This window comes from Chitinimonas prasina (genome assembly GCF_030160395.1).
GTDB lineage: Bacteria > Pseudomonadota > Gammaproteobacteria > Burkholderiales > Chitinimonadaceae > Chitinimonas > Chitinimonas prasina.
Genome location: NZ_BSOG01000002.1, coordinates 351,579 through 367,323, shown reverse-complemented (window position 1 = coordinate 367,323; position 15,745 = coordinate 351,579). Strand labels below are relative to the sequence as shown.

At 57.0% G+C, this 15,745-nt stretch carries 14 protein-coding genes; 10 read left to right on the top strand and 4 right to left on the bottom strand.

The window, feature by feature from the left end; all coding sequences use genetic code 11:
- Positions 1-51 precede the first annotated feature (51 nt).
- From QQK16_RS08900 to QQK16_RS08855, 10 genes are all read left to right on the top strand, one after another.
- Positions 52-579 carry a hypothetical protein gene (locus QQK16_RS08900; RefSeq protein ID WP_284196098.1) on the top strand — a complete coding sequence of 176 codons (528 nt, stop codon included), beginning with the start codon at positions 52-54 and terminating at the stop codon, positions 577-579.
- Between the two features lie 84 nt (positions 580-663).
- Positions 664-1,104 carry a hypothetical protein gene (locus tag QQK16_RS08895; protein WP_284196097.1) on the top strand — a complete coding sequence of 147 codons (441 nt, stop codon included), beginning with the start codon at positions 664-666 and terminating at the stop codon, positions 1,102-1,104.
- Positions 1,105-1,345: 241 nt separating this feature from the next.
- Complete coding sequence (locus QQK16_RS08890; RefSeq protein ID WP_284196096.1) at positions 1,346-2,014, top strand: CdiA family toxin C-terminal domain-containing protein; 669 nt, start codon at positions 1,346-1,348, stop codon at positions 2,012-2,014.
- Between the two features lie 6 nt (positions 2,015-2,020).
- On the top strand, positions 2,021-2,416 hold the full coding sequence (cdiI, locus tag QQK16_RS08885) for a ribonuclease toxin immunity protein CdiI (RefSeq protein ID WP_284196095.1): 396 nt from the start codon (positions 2,021-2,023) through the stop codon (positions 2,414-2,416).
- 697 nt (positions 2,417-3,113) lie between these two features.
- A complete protein-coding gene (locus QQK16_RS08880) occupies positions 3,114-3,338 on the top strand; it encodes a hypothetical protein (protein WP_284196094.1) in 225 nt (74 codons plus the stop codon).
- Between the two features lie 602 nt (positions 3,339-3,940).
- On the top strand, positions 3,941-4,564 hold the full coding sequence (locus QQK16_RS08875) for an HD domain-containing protein (RefSeq protein WP_284196093.1): 624 nt from the start codon (positions 3,941-3,943) through the stop codon (positions 4,562-4,564).
- A 314-nt stretch (positions 4,565-4,878) separates the two neighbouring features.
- On the top strand, positions 4,879-5,019 hold the full coding sequence (locus tag QQK16_RS08870; protein WP_284196092.1) for a hypothetical protein: 141 nt from the start codon (positions 4,879-4,881) through the stop codon (positions 5,017-5,019).
- A 368-nt stretch (positions 5,020-5,387) separates the two neighbouring features.
- Complete coding sequence (locus QQK16_RS08865) at positions 5,388-6,032, top strand: thiol:disulfide interchange protein DsbA/DsbL (RefSeq protein WP_284196091.1); 645 nt, start codon at positions 5,388-5,390, stop codon at positions 6,030-6,032.
- 191 nt (positions 6,033-6,223) lie between these two features.
- Positions 6,224-7,000 carry a ferredoxin--NADP reductase gene (locus QQK16_RS08860; RefSeq protein WP_284196090.1) on the top strand — a complete coding sequence of 259 codons (777 nt, stop codon included), beginning with the start codon at positions 6,224-6,226 and terminating at the stop codon, positions 6,998-7,000.
- A gap of 397 nt (positions 7,001-7,397) precedes the next feature.
- Positions 7,398-8,525, top strand: a complete 1,128-nt coding sequence (locus tag QQK16_RS08855; RefSeq protein ID WP_284196089.1) for an aromatic ring-hydroxylating oxygenase subunit alpha — start codon at positions 7,398-7,400, stop codon at positions 8,523-8,525.
- Between the two features lie 69 nt (positions 8,526-8,594).
- On the opposite strand, the gene hemN is transcribed toward QQK16_RS08855, so the two are convergent.
- The 4 genes from hemN to imuA form a co-directional block, all read right to left on the bottom strand.
- Complete coding sequence (hemN, locus tag QQK16_RS08850; protein ID WP_284196088.1) at positions 8,595-10,034, bottom strand: oxygen-independent coproporphyrinogen III oxidase; 1,440 nt, start codon at positions 10,032-10,034, stop codon at positions 8,595-8,597.
- 113 nt (positions 10,035-10,147) lie between these two features.
- Positions 10,148-13,237: an error-prone DNA polymerase gene (locus QQK16_RS08845; RefSeq protein WP_284196087.1), complete on the bottom strand. Its 3,090-nt coding sequence runs from the start codon at positions 13,235-13,237 to the stop codon at positions 10,148-10,150.
- Positions 13,238-13,515: 278 nt separating this feature from the next.
- Complete coding sequence (locus tag QQK16_RS08840; protein WP_284196086.1) at positions 13,516-14,952, bottom strand: Y-family DNA polymerase; 1,437 nt, start codon at positions 14,950-14,952, stop codon at positions 13,516-13,518.
- Positions 14,876-15,613, bottom strand: coding sequence for a translesion DNA synthesis-associated protein ImuA (imuA, locus tag QQK16_RS08835; RefSeq protein WP_284196085.1), 738 nt, complete (start codon positions 15,611-15,613; stop codon positions 14,876-14,878). The genes QQK16_RS08840 and imuA overlap by 77 nt, the downstream gene beginning before the upstream one ends.
- Positions 15,614-15,745 lie beyond the last annotated feature (132 nt).

Below are 15,745 nucleotides of genomic sequence, written 5' to 3'. Positions count from 1 at the left end.
CATAGGCTGAATTGCTCAATAAAAAACTTTTCCAATTAAAGGCGAGGGTTGATGAGTGCTATTCCTGTAAAAATTTGGCGAAACCTTCAGTCTGAAGTGGCGAGTCTTGAGAGGGATGCGAGGCCGAGAGAGATTTTAAAAGTAATCCTGCTTTGGATTAGATGTAATTCTCAGCATCTAATGCTTGAGCCATTTCTGGATTATGGCTTTGATATGATTAAGGACTTGAATGAAGACTCAATGCCGGTTGAGTTTTCGTCTTTGAGGTCGAGTGATTTGAGCAATTTTGTGAATGTAATTGCAAAGCGTAAAAATAAAGAGGTGAATGCAATTGCTCAATTTCTGCGTGACGTAGTAGAGGAGTTGGTAACAGTAGAGCTTGATAAGGAATGCCCCAATTGTGGTTCGTTTGGGATGAGAGCCTTTGTCGGCAAGGGGAACGGGAAATTAGCGTACCAATGCAGCGTTTGCGGTCATTCTCATTATGTGGATGGAGCCAGGGTGGAGAGGGATGGGCTAGCATTTGCAACCGAAAAGAACCTGCGTGAATTAGGCGTGATACAGCAGACTATTGAATAACTCAGCGCTGGAGCAGAAGATTAAGTGTGCTAAACCCTGCTCCCTATCAGAAATGTTATAAATGAGGGGCTGTGAATAATGTTTATGTCAAAACACCTACTGGGTGGCATGAAAGTGTTGCCATACTACAAGGAAGATGAAGGGGCTAAGTGCCCTTCGTCGATAAGTTTGGTGGAGAATTTAAATTTCTTGAGTACGGAGGATGCTCAAGTCATCTCGGCTTACATGGAATCTTGCGTAGTTATTGATGAATGGCTGAGTAATATTAAGGACCCAATTAGCGGCCGCCTCGATATCCCATCTAAGACCTGGTCGGATGGTCAGTTTGTTTGGGATTCGTCGCACATTCATTATGTGAGGAAATACCGGGTGCGCTTACCGAGTGTATTTGTCGAGCACGTAAAAAATCAAGTGAGCAAGAAATTTGATGTTAATGCGCTTATAAAATCTAAATTACGAGAGGGGTTTGAGGCCGCCTTGAAAAAGACAATAGCCGGAGACGATTCTCCCTACGCTGCATATTAGCGAGCAACATGGCGTTTGCACGACCTACTTTCCTGTTCTGCGTTCATAACAGCACCCTCAACCTGCCCCCACTCCTCAAATTTCGAGGCATCAGGGGCAAGTGTGAGGCAAGCAAGCGCGCCAGGATTGCCTAAATATTAAGCACTTCAACCGGTCTTAGCGGCTAAATTGCTTATTATTTAGGCAGACTATAGGCCATGGGCGCAAGCCGACCAGCCCAACGGTGGTGGGTGGTGGCGCCATGTCGTCTGCCGGCCAGCCTGCGACTGGCACAAGCCTGGTCACGACTATGCCAGGGACGTCTTTGGTGGCCGTGAACGGCAATGGTATGCTGAAGCCATCGACGGGTGCAGGGCAGGGTGGGGGTGCTGCGGCTGGGGATGTGCTGCTGTTGGGGTTGGGGCCGATTGATCCGAGTAAAATCGCGAACAAAATTGGCGGAACTCAATCATCTGGAGGTATAGGGTTTAATAATGACATACCTAAGCACTTTTCTACTTTTGATGGTTTTAGTCAGAAGTCTGGAATTAGTGGGACTCATAATATGAATGAGTTCACACAGGCAGCAAGCCAAAACAATGTGAAGGTGCTCAGTCAAATCCCTGGCTCGGCCAGTGGTCTTGTTCAGATTCAGTACCAAATTCCGTCTATTGATCGTGCTGGAAATGCAAAGTTCGATTCAAATGGGCAGCCCGTATATAAAAACGAGGTTTTCTTGAAAACTGTCTATGATCCAACTCTGATTTCTGATGCTAAAATCATCGAGCTTGGGCGACAAGCTGCAGAAAAAGGTTATCAGGCTGCGATCAATGACAAGAAGCAGGCTTACAACTCCGAGGCAGGTGGAATTTTATTCCGAATTTACATTGATCCCAAGACTGGGATTGTTACCAATTACCATCCAAAGTAGAAGGATATGGAAGATACTGTTTTTCCTTCTGTCTCTCACGGTCAAGATTATGGTTGGCAGGCGCTGGAGTTTTTTAATTCCCTCTGCTCTCAAAATTCATTTTTCTGGGGGTTGTGCTTGTTAGTGAATAAAACTGGCTGCGTTGTTAATGATGATTACTGTATTTTCCCCGATATGGCTAGTGATGATCTGGACGATCATTTTGATGGGGTTCTGTTTGGGATCGGTGATAGTGAAGTAATAGTGAGCGAAGAATTTTTTTTTCGCGTGTTAAAAGAGGCGTGTGTGAACTATCTTGCATTGGACCGTAACGATGGTCAGGATGTGATAGAAATCATGAACTCAAAACTATGCTTTGTAGAATTGGGCAAGGAGGATGTTCGCTCGTCCGCACCAGAATGAGTAGCATGACAGTGGGTATTTTCTCTAGAAGCTCCTTTCTGCCCTGTTCGGTGTTCACAACAACACCCTCAACTTGCCCCCACCCCTCAAATTTTGAGGTAACGGGGGCCGCGTGAGGAAAGCACGAAAGCCTGGAGAGTGATTGTGGTCAGTAGCACATTTATTCCCATTTCCGGACCACTCTCGGCATTATCGGAGGTGGAGTGTATTATATTTATGGCCTTTGATGAGCTTGGTCTGCGGAGGCCTAGGATTTCTCTTGATAATAGCCATTCTCGCAGTGCCGCCTTACTCGATGGTTTTGTTATGGTTGATGGAGGTGAAAAAGAAAATCAATGCTGGATATCCATTAGCGAATGCTCACCATGTATAAGTGGCGATCCGGGATCGGATATGCTGGTCGATGTTATGACGCGAGGAGATTGGTTATATCCTGCAATTATTGCCTACGCATTCTGCAGGCATAGAGGTCGGGTGGTATTTAATGACGCAGGCGTCCTCGGTAAAATCGATACGTATAGTGCCGACTCCTTGAAGGAGGCGATCATTAGAAAAATTCATAGCTAACGCTGTCGGCCTTTCGAGAGCTTTGAAGAGCTTATCCAGGGCCTCAGGCAAAACCCTGATTTAATTTAAGATGGGGGAAGTTGTGGATAGATATGCAGAGAAACCGTTCCTGAGGTTGCTGGAGTATTATGTGCTGAATGCTATTGGAAAGCTTGAAGAAAGCCAGCGCATGGCATTGCAGCAGATGGAGCCGAAACTACGCGACGTTTACAAAACAGATGGCTCTTGGGTTGATATTAATGAGCAATTGCGGAGTATTTGGAACGGCTATGCTGAACATGTGAGGAGACAAGGGCTGGAACCTGATCCAAGTAAATTCGCAACGCAATTCGTTGATGAGAACTTTCCAGGTTAGGAATAATACTATTACTAACAGGGCAGCATATGAAGCGTGGGGATTGGAAGGACTTGGTGATACTGGTGCGAGAGGATTCATGAGTTGTTGATAATATTCGGGGAATGGCGACTTACTTGCCTGGAGCGGGAATCCGCAATTACACGCTAGCGGCGCCAACGCTGCCCTCGCTTAGAATTTATGAAAATTCAACATCAGTCGAGTTTAAGACGCAGTGACCTTACCCCGCTTGGTCTACCACTCATAAATTAGCAATCTGAGCGGCTGGGGGGTGATGCCTTTCCCGGTATTCCGCCGGGGCAAAATAGCCCAGCGCACTTTGGTATTGTGCTGAATGGCATTATGCTGTGGGTGTCCTACCGGGTGCTGGCTGCAACTTCTTTGTTGCGGGCGTAATACGGATTCTCAGTATCCGCACTTCGTGCTGATTGCGGGTTGCTCGCGCATCATCTGGCATATTACGCATTGTGTCGTGTCGAAATTTTTCACTTGCCGATGGCCTTGCTTTGAAATGGTGCTTTCTGAAAGCGTTCTACTTGGGCCGACCAATCGGGTGAGCTGAGGTACGATGTGGTGTTTCAATAGCAGGCGGCGCGTGGGATATGGTGGACAGAATTGCAAGCTGGCGTCATGCCTGGATGGGTGTGGGGGTGGCGGAGCCTGATGCGGCTTTGCTGGCTGCGTTGCTGGCGCGGTATGGGGAAGCCCAGCGCTTCTACCACACCTTGCAGCACCTGGATGAGTGCCTGGCGCTGTTTGAAACCACCTCTGCCTGTGCGGAGCGGCCGGGGGAGGTGGCGTTGGCTTTGTGGTTTCATGATGCCATTTATGATGTGCAGGGCCGGGATAATGAGGCGCGCAGTGCGGCTTGGGCGCGGGAGGCTTTGCTGGCGGCCGGGGTGGGTGGGGCGGCGGTGGAGCGAGTGGTGCAGTTGATCATGGCGACCCGGCATGATGTGCTGCCTCTGACGGTGGACGCCAAGCTGCTGGTGGACATCGACCTGGCGATACTGGGGGCGGAGGCATCGCGCTTTGCCCAGTATGAGGAGCAGATCCGGCAGGAGTATGCCTGGGTGGCGCCGGCTGTTTTTGCGGCCAGGCGCGCTGCTGTACTTGCGGGTTTTCTGGCGCGGCCGCGTATTTATGCGACCGATGCTTTGTTTAAGCGGCTGGAGCTGCCAGCCCGGGCCAACCTGCAGGCTGCAATTTTACAGCTGGGTGCTTGACCTTGTAGTTACTTCAAGATTTATGCTGTGTCCGTCTTGACCTGGGTTGGTCCTGCTGGTTCAGGCGGCATTGGCATGCAGCGCCAGTGCTGGCTCTAACCCGGTCGGTCCGTACCCACCAAGGAATTGGGTTCATGGCAGGCTGTCGGTCTTTCGTAGTAGCGTAGGGTCTCTGCGGTGCATTGTGCCGACTGGGCTGGTTCGCCGATTTTCATGATGTATTCAGACAAGTCTTGTTCTACTGGCGTCACGGTGGCGTATTGCTGCTATCTGTGCGGTGTAGGGCATCCAGGCAATGAAGGAGCGGGTTTTCAATGAGCGAGCAGGAAATGAACGACAAGCAACGAGACAGGGCTGCCATGGCGCGCCGTAATCTGCGTACGGCCTTGATACTGGTGTTGCTGATAGGCGGCTCGATGGCGGCCTTTCTGAATAACTTTGGTGTTTTTGGCTGACAGTTGCGGCCTCTCCGCTGAGACTAGCAGTTGATGCGTCTGACGGGGCGTTTACCCTGGCGGATTGCCGGTGGCGCCGGCGCTGAAGTGGCTGTTGATGGGGAACCGTGGTGGCTGGTATGTGTCTAGCGATGTTGGTCAGGCGCTGGCGCCAGGGAAACCTTGTGCTAGGCGTTGGGATGGCGGCCGGGTAAAGGTTTTGTGCCGCCCTTGTTGCCGCGACGGAAGTAAGCCTTGCGCGTTGCGTGGAGGGCGCTGCATTGGCGCGCTTTTCGACGCTTTTTGAATGAGCTTCAGTTTTTCAGCAGTTACAATGGCGGCCGCTGGATGGCCGCCTGATCCATCCAAACAATGAGAAAGCACTCTGTATGAACAGCAAGCGTCTATTTGCCCGTGCCTTGTTGGCATTGGGTCTGTCGGTAATCGGTGCCTCGGCCTTGGCTGCTGGTGACCATGCGGGCCCGGTAACCAAGCTGCCGGTTGCCCAGCCTGTGGCTACCCCTGGCAAGATCGAGGTGATCGAGTTCTTCTGGTTTGGCTGCCCTCATTGCAGCGCCTTGGAGCCTGCGGTGGCGGCCTGGGAGAAGAGCCTGCCGCCTGATGTGGTTCTGCGCCGTGAGCATGTGATGTGGGATGGCCGCTCGGACATGGAAGGCCACACCAAGCTGTTTGTGACACTGCGTACCATGGGCCTGCTGGCTCAGCACCAGCGTGCCGTGTTTGATGCCATACACGGTGGCCGGGTGGAACTGCGTGACGAGAAGACGTTGTTTGAGTGGGTGGCCAAGCGCGGTATCAACCGTGCCCAGTTTGAGGCTGCCTACAAGTCGTTTGGTATCGGCAGCCAGATTGGCCGTGCCAAGCAGATGACTCGCGACTATCGCGTCAATGGGGTGCCGACCTTTATCGTTAACGGCAAGTATTCGACTTCGGTAAGCCAGGCGGGTGGTGAGCAGCAGCTGTTTGCCATATTGAACAAGCTGATTGCGCAGGAGCGCGCCGGCAAGAAGTAAGGCTCTGTGCCGGTGTGGGTGTGGTTGGCGTCTTGCCGGCCATGCCTGTGCCGGCGACTTCCTGCGGGGCTGGAGGTTGCCGGGCGCCCCCTTTATTCCATTCTGCTGGATGCAAATACCTGAATGTGTAGGGGGAGGTTCTAATACTTTGCTAAAATCCCGGTCTGCCAATTAACAACCGTTCTCATCTCATGTCCACCATCGCTACCGAACGCGTCCTGAGCGTCCATCACTGGAACGACACTTTGTTCAGCTTTACCACGACCCGCGACCCCGGGCTGCGGTTTGAGAATGGACACTTTGTGATGATAGGTTTGCAGGTGAATGAGCGCCCCCTGATGCGGGCGTACTCGATTGCCAGCGCCAACTATGAGGAGCATCTTGAGTTCTTCAGCATCAAGGTGCCCAATGGCCCTCTGACCTCGCGCCTGCAGCACTTGAAGGTGGGTGATGAGCTGCTGGTGAGCCGCAAGCCTACCGGCACCTTGGTGATACATGATCTCAAGCCTGGCAAGAATCTGTTCCTGTTTGGTACGGGTACTGGCTTGGCGCCTTTCATGTCCATCATCAAGGACCCGGAGACCTATGAGCATTTTGAGAAGGTCATCCTGTTCCATGGCGTGCGCTTTGTGAATGAGTTGGCTTATGCCGACTACATCCAGAATGAGCTGCCCAAGAATGAATTCTTTGGCGATGTGATCCAGCAGAAGCTGATCTACTACCCCAGCGTGACCCGCGAGGAGTTCCGCAACCAGGGCCGGCTGACTGATCTGATCGAGAACGGCAAGCTGTGTGAGGATTTGGGCCTGCCACCGCTGAACCCGGAAACCGACCGTGCCATGATGTGCGGCAGCCCGAGCATGCTGAAGGATACGGCGGCCTTGCTGGATGCCCGTGGCTTCCATGTTTCGCCACGCATTGGTGTGCCTGGTGACTATGTGATCGAGCGTGCCTTTGTCGAGAAGTAATTGGGTATCTTGCCGTTGAGCGCTCGGCCTGCCTGTGGGGTGGGCCGTGGCGCTTTGATGGCTGCCTGTTTGCTGATGTGCTATGTCCCTAATCTGTAAGCAAGTTTTCTGACAGAAATGACTTGCCTGCAAGGGGGGATTGGGCGAAAATCCGGCCCTTGTTTTATAGCGTTGCGGCACCTCGCCCAACGCGGGTATTAGGGCGCTGAAAAGCGTGCCTGGTGCTTGCCCCAAAGGGCCATGAGGCTAGGGAGACTGGGCTTGCGGGCTCGTCTCCGGCTAGGCGCAATGCCTGCCGACTCGTAATCCATCAAGGCAAGACGTTCTTAGACCTTCGGGTGTTGGGGCGCGTCTATAGATGGATTGCGCCCAACTCCGACTCTTGGGGGTGTGGGATATGTCCAACCTGACTTCATCCAACCAGCTTCGCGCGGCTCAAGCGCAATTGCCTATCTCGGTCTATTTTGACCCGGATTTTTATCGGCTAGAACAGGAAACGCTGTTCTCCCAGGCGCCAAAGTATGTCGGCCATGAGCTGATGGTTCCCAACGTGGGCGACTATCAGGTGCTGGAGATGTATGATCGTGCGCGCTTGCTCAAGCGTACCGAGTCTGGCGTCAAGCTGCTGTCGAATATCTGCCGCCACCGTCAGGCTTTGATGGTGGATGGGCGCGGCAATAGCTCGCACATCGTTTGCCCTTTGCATCGCTGGACCTATGACAACCAGGGCACGCTGCTGGGTGCGCCGCATTTTCCTGAGAAGCCCTGCTTGAACCTGCCGGAGACCCGGCTGCAGACCTGGAACGGCATGCTGTTTGAGCTGGGTACGGGGGGCAGGGATGTAGAGGCGGACCTGAAGAACCTGGGCGTGGCCAAGGATCTGGATTTCAGCAACTACATGCTGCATAGCGTGCAGGTGGATACTTACGAGGGCAACTGGAAGACCTTTATCGAGGTTTATCTGGAGGACTACCATGTGGATCCATTCCACCCTGGCTTGGGCCGGTTTGTGGAGTGTGATGACCTGAAGTGGGAGTTTGCCGACTGGTATTCGGTCCAGACTGTGGGTATCAACAATGCCTTGGCGAAGGCCGGTTCGAAATCGTATGCGGAGTGGCACAAGCAGGTGCTGGCATTCAACCGTGGCCAGATGCCCAAGCATGGCGCCATCTGGTTGACCTATTACCCCAATGTGATGGTGGAGTGGTATCCGCATACGCTGGTGATCTCGACCTTGCTGCCAGATGGCCCTCGCCGCTACAAGAACATTGTGGAGTTCTATTACCCTGAGGAAGTGGCCTTGTTCGAGCCGGAGTTCATGGCGGCGGAGCAGGCGGCCTACCAGGAGACGGCGGTAGAGGACATGGAGATCATCCGCCGCATGGAAGAGGGCAGGGAGCGGCTATACAAGGAGGGTAGGGACGAGTTCGGCCCTTACCAGAGCCCGATGGAGGATGGCATGCTGCATTTCCATGAGTTCATGCGCCGGGAGATGGCTGAGCATATACCTGCCATGCGCCTGTAAGTGTTGCGGTGATGTGGTTGTGCCAGGGGCCGGTACCGATAAGGTGCCGGCCTTTGTCTTTTGGTGGGCTCAGATGGTTTTGGAGTAGCGCTGAAGGGGCTGGCTTTGCTGCAGGCGGCGGTCAAAGATCATGGCGATATTGCGTATCAGCAGGCGACCGCGTGGCAGTACCTGCAGGCGCTGCCCATCCAGGCTGAGCAGGCCATCATCTGCCAGGGCTGCCAGCTTGGACTGTTCGGCGGCAAAGTATTCGTTGAAGCGGATGCCCCAGCGCGCCTCCAGCTGGGCGAAGTCGAGTGCGAAATCACACATCAGTTGCTGTATCAGACTACGGCGCAGCCTGTCGTCTTCGTTCAGGGCGATGCCTCGGAACAGCGGCAGTTTGCCGGCATCCAGCAGGGCGTAGTATTCCTCGGTGCCGCGTACATTCTGGCTGTAGCTTGCGCCCAACTTGCTGATGCCTGAGACACCCAAAGCGAGTAGATCGATGTCGTCGCGCGTGGAATAACCCTGGAAGTTGCGGTGCAGGGTGCCTGCGCGCTGGGCAATGGCCAGTTCGTCATCGGGCAGGGCAAAGTGATCCATGCCGACATAGACGTAGCCGGCGGCGGCGAGTTTGCTGACGGCGAGGCTGAGGATATCGAGCTTGGTGTCGAGTGCGGGGAGGTCGGCTTCGTTTATCTGACGCTGCGTTTTGAACAGCTGCGGCATATGCGCGTAGTTGTAGATGGAAAGGCGATCTGGCCGGGCTGCGATCACTTTGTCCAGGGTGGCGCTGAAGCCTTGTACGGTCTGCAATGGCAAGCCGTAGATCAGGTCGATGGAGATGGATTTGAAGCCATGTGCTCGGGCCGCTTCAATCACTGCCAGCGTTTCGGCTTCGCTCTGGATGCGGTTGACGGCCTGCTGGACGGCGGGGTCGAAGTCCTGCACGCCGAGGCTCATGCGATTGAAGCCCAGCTCACCCAGGTGTGCCACAGTGGCTGGCTGGACTTTGCGCGGGTCTATCTCTATCGAGTATTCGCCTTCGTCCTTGGGGGCGAAGTCGAAATGGGCTCGAAGTTGCTGCATCAGTCGGCCGAGTTGGGCATCGGAGAGGAAGGTGGGGGTGCCGCCGCCGAAGTGCAGCTGCTCCACCCTGGCGCGGCCTGCGAATAGGGGGGCTTGCAGGGCAAGCTCCTTGTCGAGGTAGTCCAGGTATACCTCAGCATGAGACTTGTTCTTGGTGATGATCTTGTTACAGCCACAGTAGTAACAGATGGTATTGCAGAAAGGGATATGCACGTAGAGCGACAACGGGCCTTGCTGACCAGCGGGGAACTGCCTTGCTACTTCTGCGCGATAGGCGGCTTCATCGAACCCGGCATGGAAATGGTCGGCCGTGGGATAGGAGGTGTAGCGAGGGCCATTGCCCGCCAGGCGCTCGATCAGGCTTTTGTCGAAAGACAGGCCTTGAACATCAAAATCTGCTGGGGCCGGCTTAATGGCAGTGGGGGCGGGCGCATTCATGCGGGCAACCATGTCGATATAAGGTGCGGCCAGTGTGCCTGGGGGCGAGGGGCTGTACCTTGATGCGCATCAATCGGGGTCGTCTTTGAGGGCTGGCTGGCGCTGCGATGGGGCTAGTGGAAATCGCGGCTCTCTACAGACAGAGTTCCCAGCAGCTCGGATTTGTCGGCCAGGCGCTTGGCGAGCAGATGGACGACCTCGCCTTCCCGCTGCACCACGCCGTAGACGGCCAGCAGCCTGGCGCCCAGCAGTTCCTTGCGCTGCCTTTCGCCCAGATCCTGCCAGACAATGACATTGGTGTTGCCGGTTTCGTCTTCCAGGGTAACAAAGGTGACGCCGCTTGCCGTGCCGGGACGTTGGCGGCCAACTACGATGCCGCAGGCCCGTGCGGGCTGGCCGTGCTGGCAGGCGCGCAGCTCGGCGGCACTGAGCAGGCGATTGCGGCTCAGGTGTGGGCGTAGCAGGCTTAGTGGATGGGCCCTCAGGGTGAGGCCCTGGCTGCGGTAATCTTCCAGCACTTGCTGGCCCAGGCTGGGGAGCGGGAGGGTGATGGCTGCCTCTGCCTTGGCGGCCATGCCTACGAGGTCTTGCTTAAGCTGCAGGCCGCCTACCTGCCAGCGGGCTTGTCGGCGATTTCCGGCCAAGCTGGCCAGCGCATCGGCATCCGCCAGGATGCCCAGGCTGCGCTTGTCGAGACCGGCCAGGCGCTGTAGCTGGACCAAGCTATCGTAACCAGCCGCCGGTCGGTGGGCGGCAATGCGCTCGCCTACGCCCCGGCCCAGGCCGCTGATCAGCCGCAAGCCCAGTCGGAGTGCGTGCTGGGGGCGCTGTTCGTCTTCCAGTGTGCAATCCCAATCACTGCGCTGCACATCGACAGGGTGCACGACGATGCCATGCCGCTTTGCGTCCTGTATCAATTGCGATGCGGAGTAAAAACCCATGGGTAGGCTGTTGAGCAGGGCGCAGGTGAAGGCGGCAGGTTCGTGCCGCTTGAGCCAGCCTGATACATACACCAGCAGGGCGAAGCTGGCGGCATGGGATTCGGGAAAGCCATATTCGGAGAAGCCTTCTATCTGCTTGCATAGCCGGTCTGCAAATTCCTGGGTATAGCCATTGGCCAGCATGCCGGTGACCAGCCGCGCTTGGTAATCTGCCAGTTCACCCGTGCGGCGCCAGGAGCCCATGGAGCGTCTAAGTTGGTCGGCCTCGCCGGGGGTAAAGTCAGCGGCATCGATGGCCAGTTGCATGACCTGCTCCTGGAAGATAGGCACACCCAAGGTTCGCTCCAACGTCTTCTTGACGGCTTCGGATGGGTAATCGACGGGCTCCAGCCCTTGTCTCCGCCGCAGGTAGGGATGCACCATGCCGCCTTGTATGGGCCCAGGGCGCACGATGGCTACTTCAATCACCAGGTCGTAGAAGGTTTTGGGTTTGAGGCGTGGCAGCATGGACATCTGCGCTCTTGACTCGATCTGGAACAGGCCCACGGTATCGGCATGTCCTATCATCTCGTAGACCTGTGGGTCTTCTGCGGGAATATCGGCCATGCGCATCAGTGGTTGCTGGCGTATCGCGGACACCAGTGCCAGCGTACGGCGTATGGCGCTCAACATGCCCAATGCCAGCACATCGACCTTGAGCAGGCCCATGGCGTCCAGATCATCCTTGTCCCACTGGATGACGGTGCGATCTGGCATGGCGGCGTTTTCTATGGGGACCAACCGTGCCAAGGGACTGTGGGAGATAACAAAACCGCCCACATGTTGCGACAGATGGCGAGGGAAGCGCATCAGCCCTTGTGCAAGCCGCAATAGTAGTTGGACTGACCGGCTCTCGGGGTCGAAGCCTGCTTCCTGCAGGCGCTTGGGCAGCTCTGCGCGGCTATCCCACCAGGCCAGGGTTTTGCTGATCTGATCCAGTTGCTCTTCGTCAAACCCCAGTGCACGCCCTACATCCCGCAGGGCGCTACGCGGGCGGTAGGTAATCACGGTGGCGGCCAGTGCGGCGCGCTCCCTGCCATAGCGCTTATATATGTACTGGATGACCTCCTCCCGTCGATCATGCTCGAAATCCACATCGATATCGGGCGGCTCCTGTCGCTCTTGCGAGAGAAAGCGCTCGAACAGCAGATTGGATCTATCTGGGTCTACCTCGGTGATGCCCAGGGCAAAGCAGACGGCCGAGTTGGCCGCTGAGCCACGCCCCTGACAGAGGATCTTCTGGCTGCGGGCGTAGGCGACGATATCGTGGACGGTGAGAAAGAACGACTCATAGCGAAGCCTGGTGATCAGCGCCAGTTCGTGCGCTATCTGGCGGCGGACTTTTTCTGGCGCGCCTGCTGGATAGCGCTGGTTCAAGCCGATTTCGGTCAGTGTGCACAGATGGCTTGCCGGTGTTGCGCCCTCGGGTACCAGTTCGGCGGGGTATTCATAGCCCAGATCAGCCAGGAACTGGCCGCAGCGCTGTGCAATGCGCACGGTTTCTGCCAACAGCGCGCGTGGGTAGATGTGGGCGAGCGCCCAGGGACTGCGCAGGTGGCGCTCACCATTGGGAAATAGCGCCAAGCCGCATTCTGCTACCGGCCGGCCCAGCCGGATAGCTGTCATGACGTCCTGCAGGGCGCGGCGGGATCGGACATGCATATGCACATCGCCACTGGCGACGCAGGGGAGGCCGCATTGCTGGCCTAGCTGCAATAGTGCGGAGAGGCGGTTGCCATCGTCTGCCTCCTGGAACAGCTCTACCGCCAGCCAGGCGCGATCGGGGAAGTGCTGGCCAAGCCATAGACCGTCTGCGGTATCCGGCAGGGCGGGGGGCAGCCATAGGGCTAATAGCCGTCCGGCGTGGCGCGCGACGGCGGCACGATCCAACTGGTATGAGCCCTTGTTGGCATTGCGTCGCCCCAGGGTGATCAGCTGGGATAAATCGCCATAGGCTTCACGATCTGGCGCCAGCAATACCAGGCGCAAGCCATCGTCCAGGGTTAGTTCGCTTCCTACGATCAATTGCAGGCCGTGCTTCTGGGCGGCCAGATGGGCGCGAACAATACCGGCCAGCGAGCACTCATCGGTTATGGCCAGCGCTTGATAGCCCAGCTTGGCAGCCCGCTCCACCAGCTCATCTGCGTGCGATGCGCCGCGCTGGAAGCTGAAGCAGGAAAGACAATGCAACTCGGCATAGGTGGCTTGGTCGGCGGCAGGCATGGCGATTCCTTAGAGTCTGTTCAATGTCTTTTCGTCGTGTCGCTGATCTGGAAAATGGCCAGGCACAAGGCGTGGTGCGCAGGCAATAACAAGTTATTGCCAAGCGCCACAACGCAGTGAGTGGCCGTTTTCCAGATCAGCCCTGCGGGTTCGCAGCCTTGCCAGCGAAGTGCGGCGTTGCAAGCCGCTGACGGTACCCGTACCGCTGCGCGTCTTGCGCCTTGCCCTTCATCCGGCAAGGTTGCGAACGACGCGGCGAAAAGACATTGAACAGACTCTTAGGCAAACAGGCCGTGCAGGTACCAGCTGTCGGTGCTGCGCTGCTGGTATATCCAATAGCGGCGGCCAGATGCCCCTTGCGCCTGGTAGTAGTCGCGGGTGACGCCATCACCATCCCACCAGCCGGATTCGATGCGCTCTGCCCGTGTCAGCAGCTGGAGCGGTTCGCCGTGCCAGAGATGTCCGTCACGTAGTTCCAGACTCTGCGGCTCGGGCAGCAGCCAGGCGGGGCGCTCACCCAGGGTGAGCTGAGGGGAGGCGCTACCGCAGGGCGCCCAGCGCCAGGCGTGTTCTGGGCGGTGATCCGCCACACAGACGATGCTCTGCACCGCTTCCTCTCCCAGCCGCGCCATCAGCCGTGCGCGTAACAGGTCGAAATCCTCCGCCTGGTTGGCATTGCCAAACAGGGTCAGCACCTGGCCATCCAGGCGATGCAGCTGGTCGGCCAGAATGCCCATGGCCTCTACCGGTGCGGGCAAGACCAGCCGCGCAAGGCGCTCGCGACAGATGGCCAGCATGGCATCGGCGGCGCGGGTGGGCTTGCCTAGCCCTAGCGTTACTTCGGTTTTGCTGCTGTCTTCGTGCTGCATGGTCAGGTGTAGCTGTTGTACACCCAGCCCTCTGCCCATCAGAAATGCTGCCAGCTCGGTAAACAGGCGCTTGGCGACAAAGCCCAAGGCTTCGACTTGGTCTGTTGCCCAATTGAGGGCTACGGTGCGTTCAAATCGATCAGGCGGCTCAAAGGGATCGCGCGGGTCTGGCTGCAAGCCTAGTGCCTGGTCCAGCATGCAGGGGAAGGCGTGGCCCAGGCGATGGGCAAGACCATCACGCGGGAGGCTGTGGATGTCGGCAAATTGGCGCATGCCTAGCGCTTGCAGTTGCCGCAGCGTGTCGTCAGGCCAGGGGAGCGCGGCGATGGGCAGGCTTGCCAGGCCGTCGGCGAGACCCTCCGGGCTACGTATCACGGTTTGTGGGCGCAACTGGGCCAGCCAGGTGGCGGCAAGCGGCGAGGGGGCTGCTGCCATCTGTGCTGCCCAGCCGTGCTCCACCAAGCCTTGTGCAATCAGCTTGCGTAATCGGCCCAGGCCCTTGAAGTAGCGCAGGCAACCTTCTATCTCCAGCAGCAGGCCGTGCGGCGGAGCCAGGCAAACGGTAGGCGTGTACTGCAAGCTCCAGGCTGCAAGGCTTTCCAGCAGCGCTAGTTCCTGTTGCGGCTGGCGCCGGGCAATACGCAGATTTGCAGCCAGCGTCATGGCGGCGGCGCGGCGCATGCCGGGCTTTACACCCAGCGCTTGCGCTGCGGCATTGCATATCAGCACCTGCTCCTGGCGGCCGCGCTGCTCTACGACAGCCCAGGGCTCAGGCTGCGTAGGCGTAAGGCTCTGATGCAGTGCGTCTAGCGGTAGAAAAGGCAGGTGCAGTGCTAGCCACAACATGGGTAGGGCCTGTAGCAGGATGCCTGGCGGGCGTTGGTTGATGGCCGTGGGGCAGGAATACGGCTTGGGTTGCTGCAGCGCCCCGGCGCTTGAGTACCTGTACTGCTACGCCGCCAGCGACGGATTCCACACCCAACCGCAGTCCGAATGGTGAGCTGACGTTTTCGGCACGGCCATGGCGCAAGACAAAGCCACTGCCGCCACCTTGTTCGGCTGCCAGTTGCAGGCGACGGCAGTTGCGATCGCTCAGGGCTAGGTCGAACCAGCCTATTACCGCGCCACAGGCGGGCTCCCGCAGGGATTGCTCCATGGCCCACAAGGCATCGTGTTCGGTTTTGGGGTTTACCCAGGTCAACCGCCGCAGATCCACACCGGCAGCCTGCCAGGCGGGAGCGTAGGGTATTTGCGGTGGGGCAATCAGCAGTACCTGCTTACCGGCCTGGCTTAAGCGGGCAAGGGCCGGCAGCAGCAGTTTGAGCTCACCGCAGCCCGCTCTGCTGGCAATGACTTCAGTAACGGCCGCCAGTGGCCAGCCCGCGCCTGGCAGCAAGGGCGCCAAGCGCTCGTGCCCGCAGGGGGTAGTGGGTACGACAGTCTGGCTGTAACCATCACCCCGCCATACCCCTGGGTGCTTCAAGACATCGACTAGCGCTGCTTTCATGGCCCACTCCTCGCAAGAGAACGTTCGTTCACCAAATATTAGGAGAACGAACGTTCTCTGGTCAACCAGAATGTGGAATATTTTAATTAGGTGACGTGTCACTTAATTATAATTGAGGCCAAGACCATGTCT

Excerpts from the sequence above, each read along its gene's own strand:
- QQK16_RS08855 (WP_284196089.1), top strand. The coding sequence starts at position 7,398 with ATGTCCAACCTGACTTCATCCAACCAGCTTCGCGCGGCTCAAGCGCAA.
- QQK16_RS08900 (WP_284196098.1), top strand. The coding sequence starts at position 52 with ATGAGTGCTATTCCTGTAAAAATTTGGCGAAACCTTCAGTCTGAAGTG.
- QQK16_RS08865 (WP_284196091.1), top strand. The coding sequence starts at position 5,388 with ATGAACAGCAAGCGTCTATTTGCCCGTGCCTTGTTGGCATTGGGTCTG.
- imuA (WP_284196085.1), bottom strand. The coding sequence starts at position 15,613 with ATGAAAGCAGCGCTAGTCGATGTCTTGAAGCACCCAGGGGTATGGCGG.
- QQK16_RS08840 (WP_284196086.1), bottom strand. The coding sequence starts at position 14,952 with ATGTTGTGGCTAGCACTGCACCTGCCTTTTCTACCGCTAGACGCACTG.
- QQK16_RS08890 (WP_284196096.1), top strand. The coding sequence starts at position 1,346 with ATGTCGTCTGCCGGCCAGCCTGCGACTGGCACAAGCCTGGTCACGACT.
- cdiI (WP_284196095.1), top strand. The coding sequence starts at position 2,021 with ATGGAAGATACTGTTTTTCCTTCTGTCTCTCACGGTCAAGATTATGGT.
- QQK16_RS08845 (WP_284196087.1), bottom strand. The coding sequence starts at position 13,237 with ATGCCTGCCGCCGACCAAGCCACCTATGCCGAGTTGCATTGTCTTTCC.
- QQK16_RS08895 (WP_284196097.1), top strand. The coding sequence starts at position 664 with ATGTCAAAACACCTACTGGGTGGCATGAAAGTGTTGCCATACTACAAG.
- hemN (WP_284196088.1), bottom strand. The coding sequence starts at position 10,034 with ATGAATGCGCCCGCCCCCACTGCCATTAAGCCGGCCCCAGCAGATTTT.
- QQK16_RS08870 (WP_284196092.1), top strand. The coding sequence starts at position 4,879 with ATGAGCGAGCAGGAAATGAACGACAAGCAACGAGACAGGGCTGCCATG.
- QQK16_RS08875 (WP_284196093.1), top strand. The coding sequence starts at position 3,941 with ATGGTGGACAGAATTGCAAGCTGGCGTCATGCCTGGATGGGTGTGGGG.
- QQK16_RS08860 (WP_284196090.1), top strand. The coding sequence starts at position 6,224 with ATGTCCACCATCGCTACCGAACGCGTCCTGAGCGTCCATCACTGGAAC.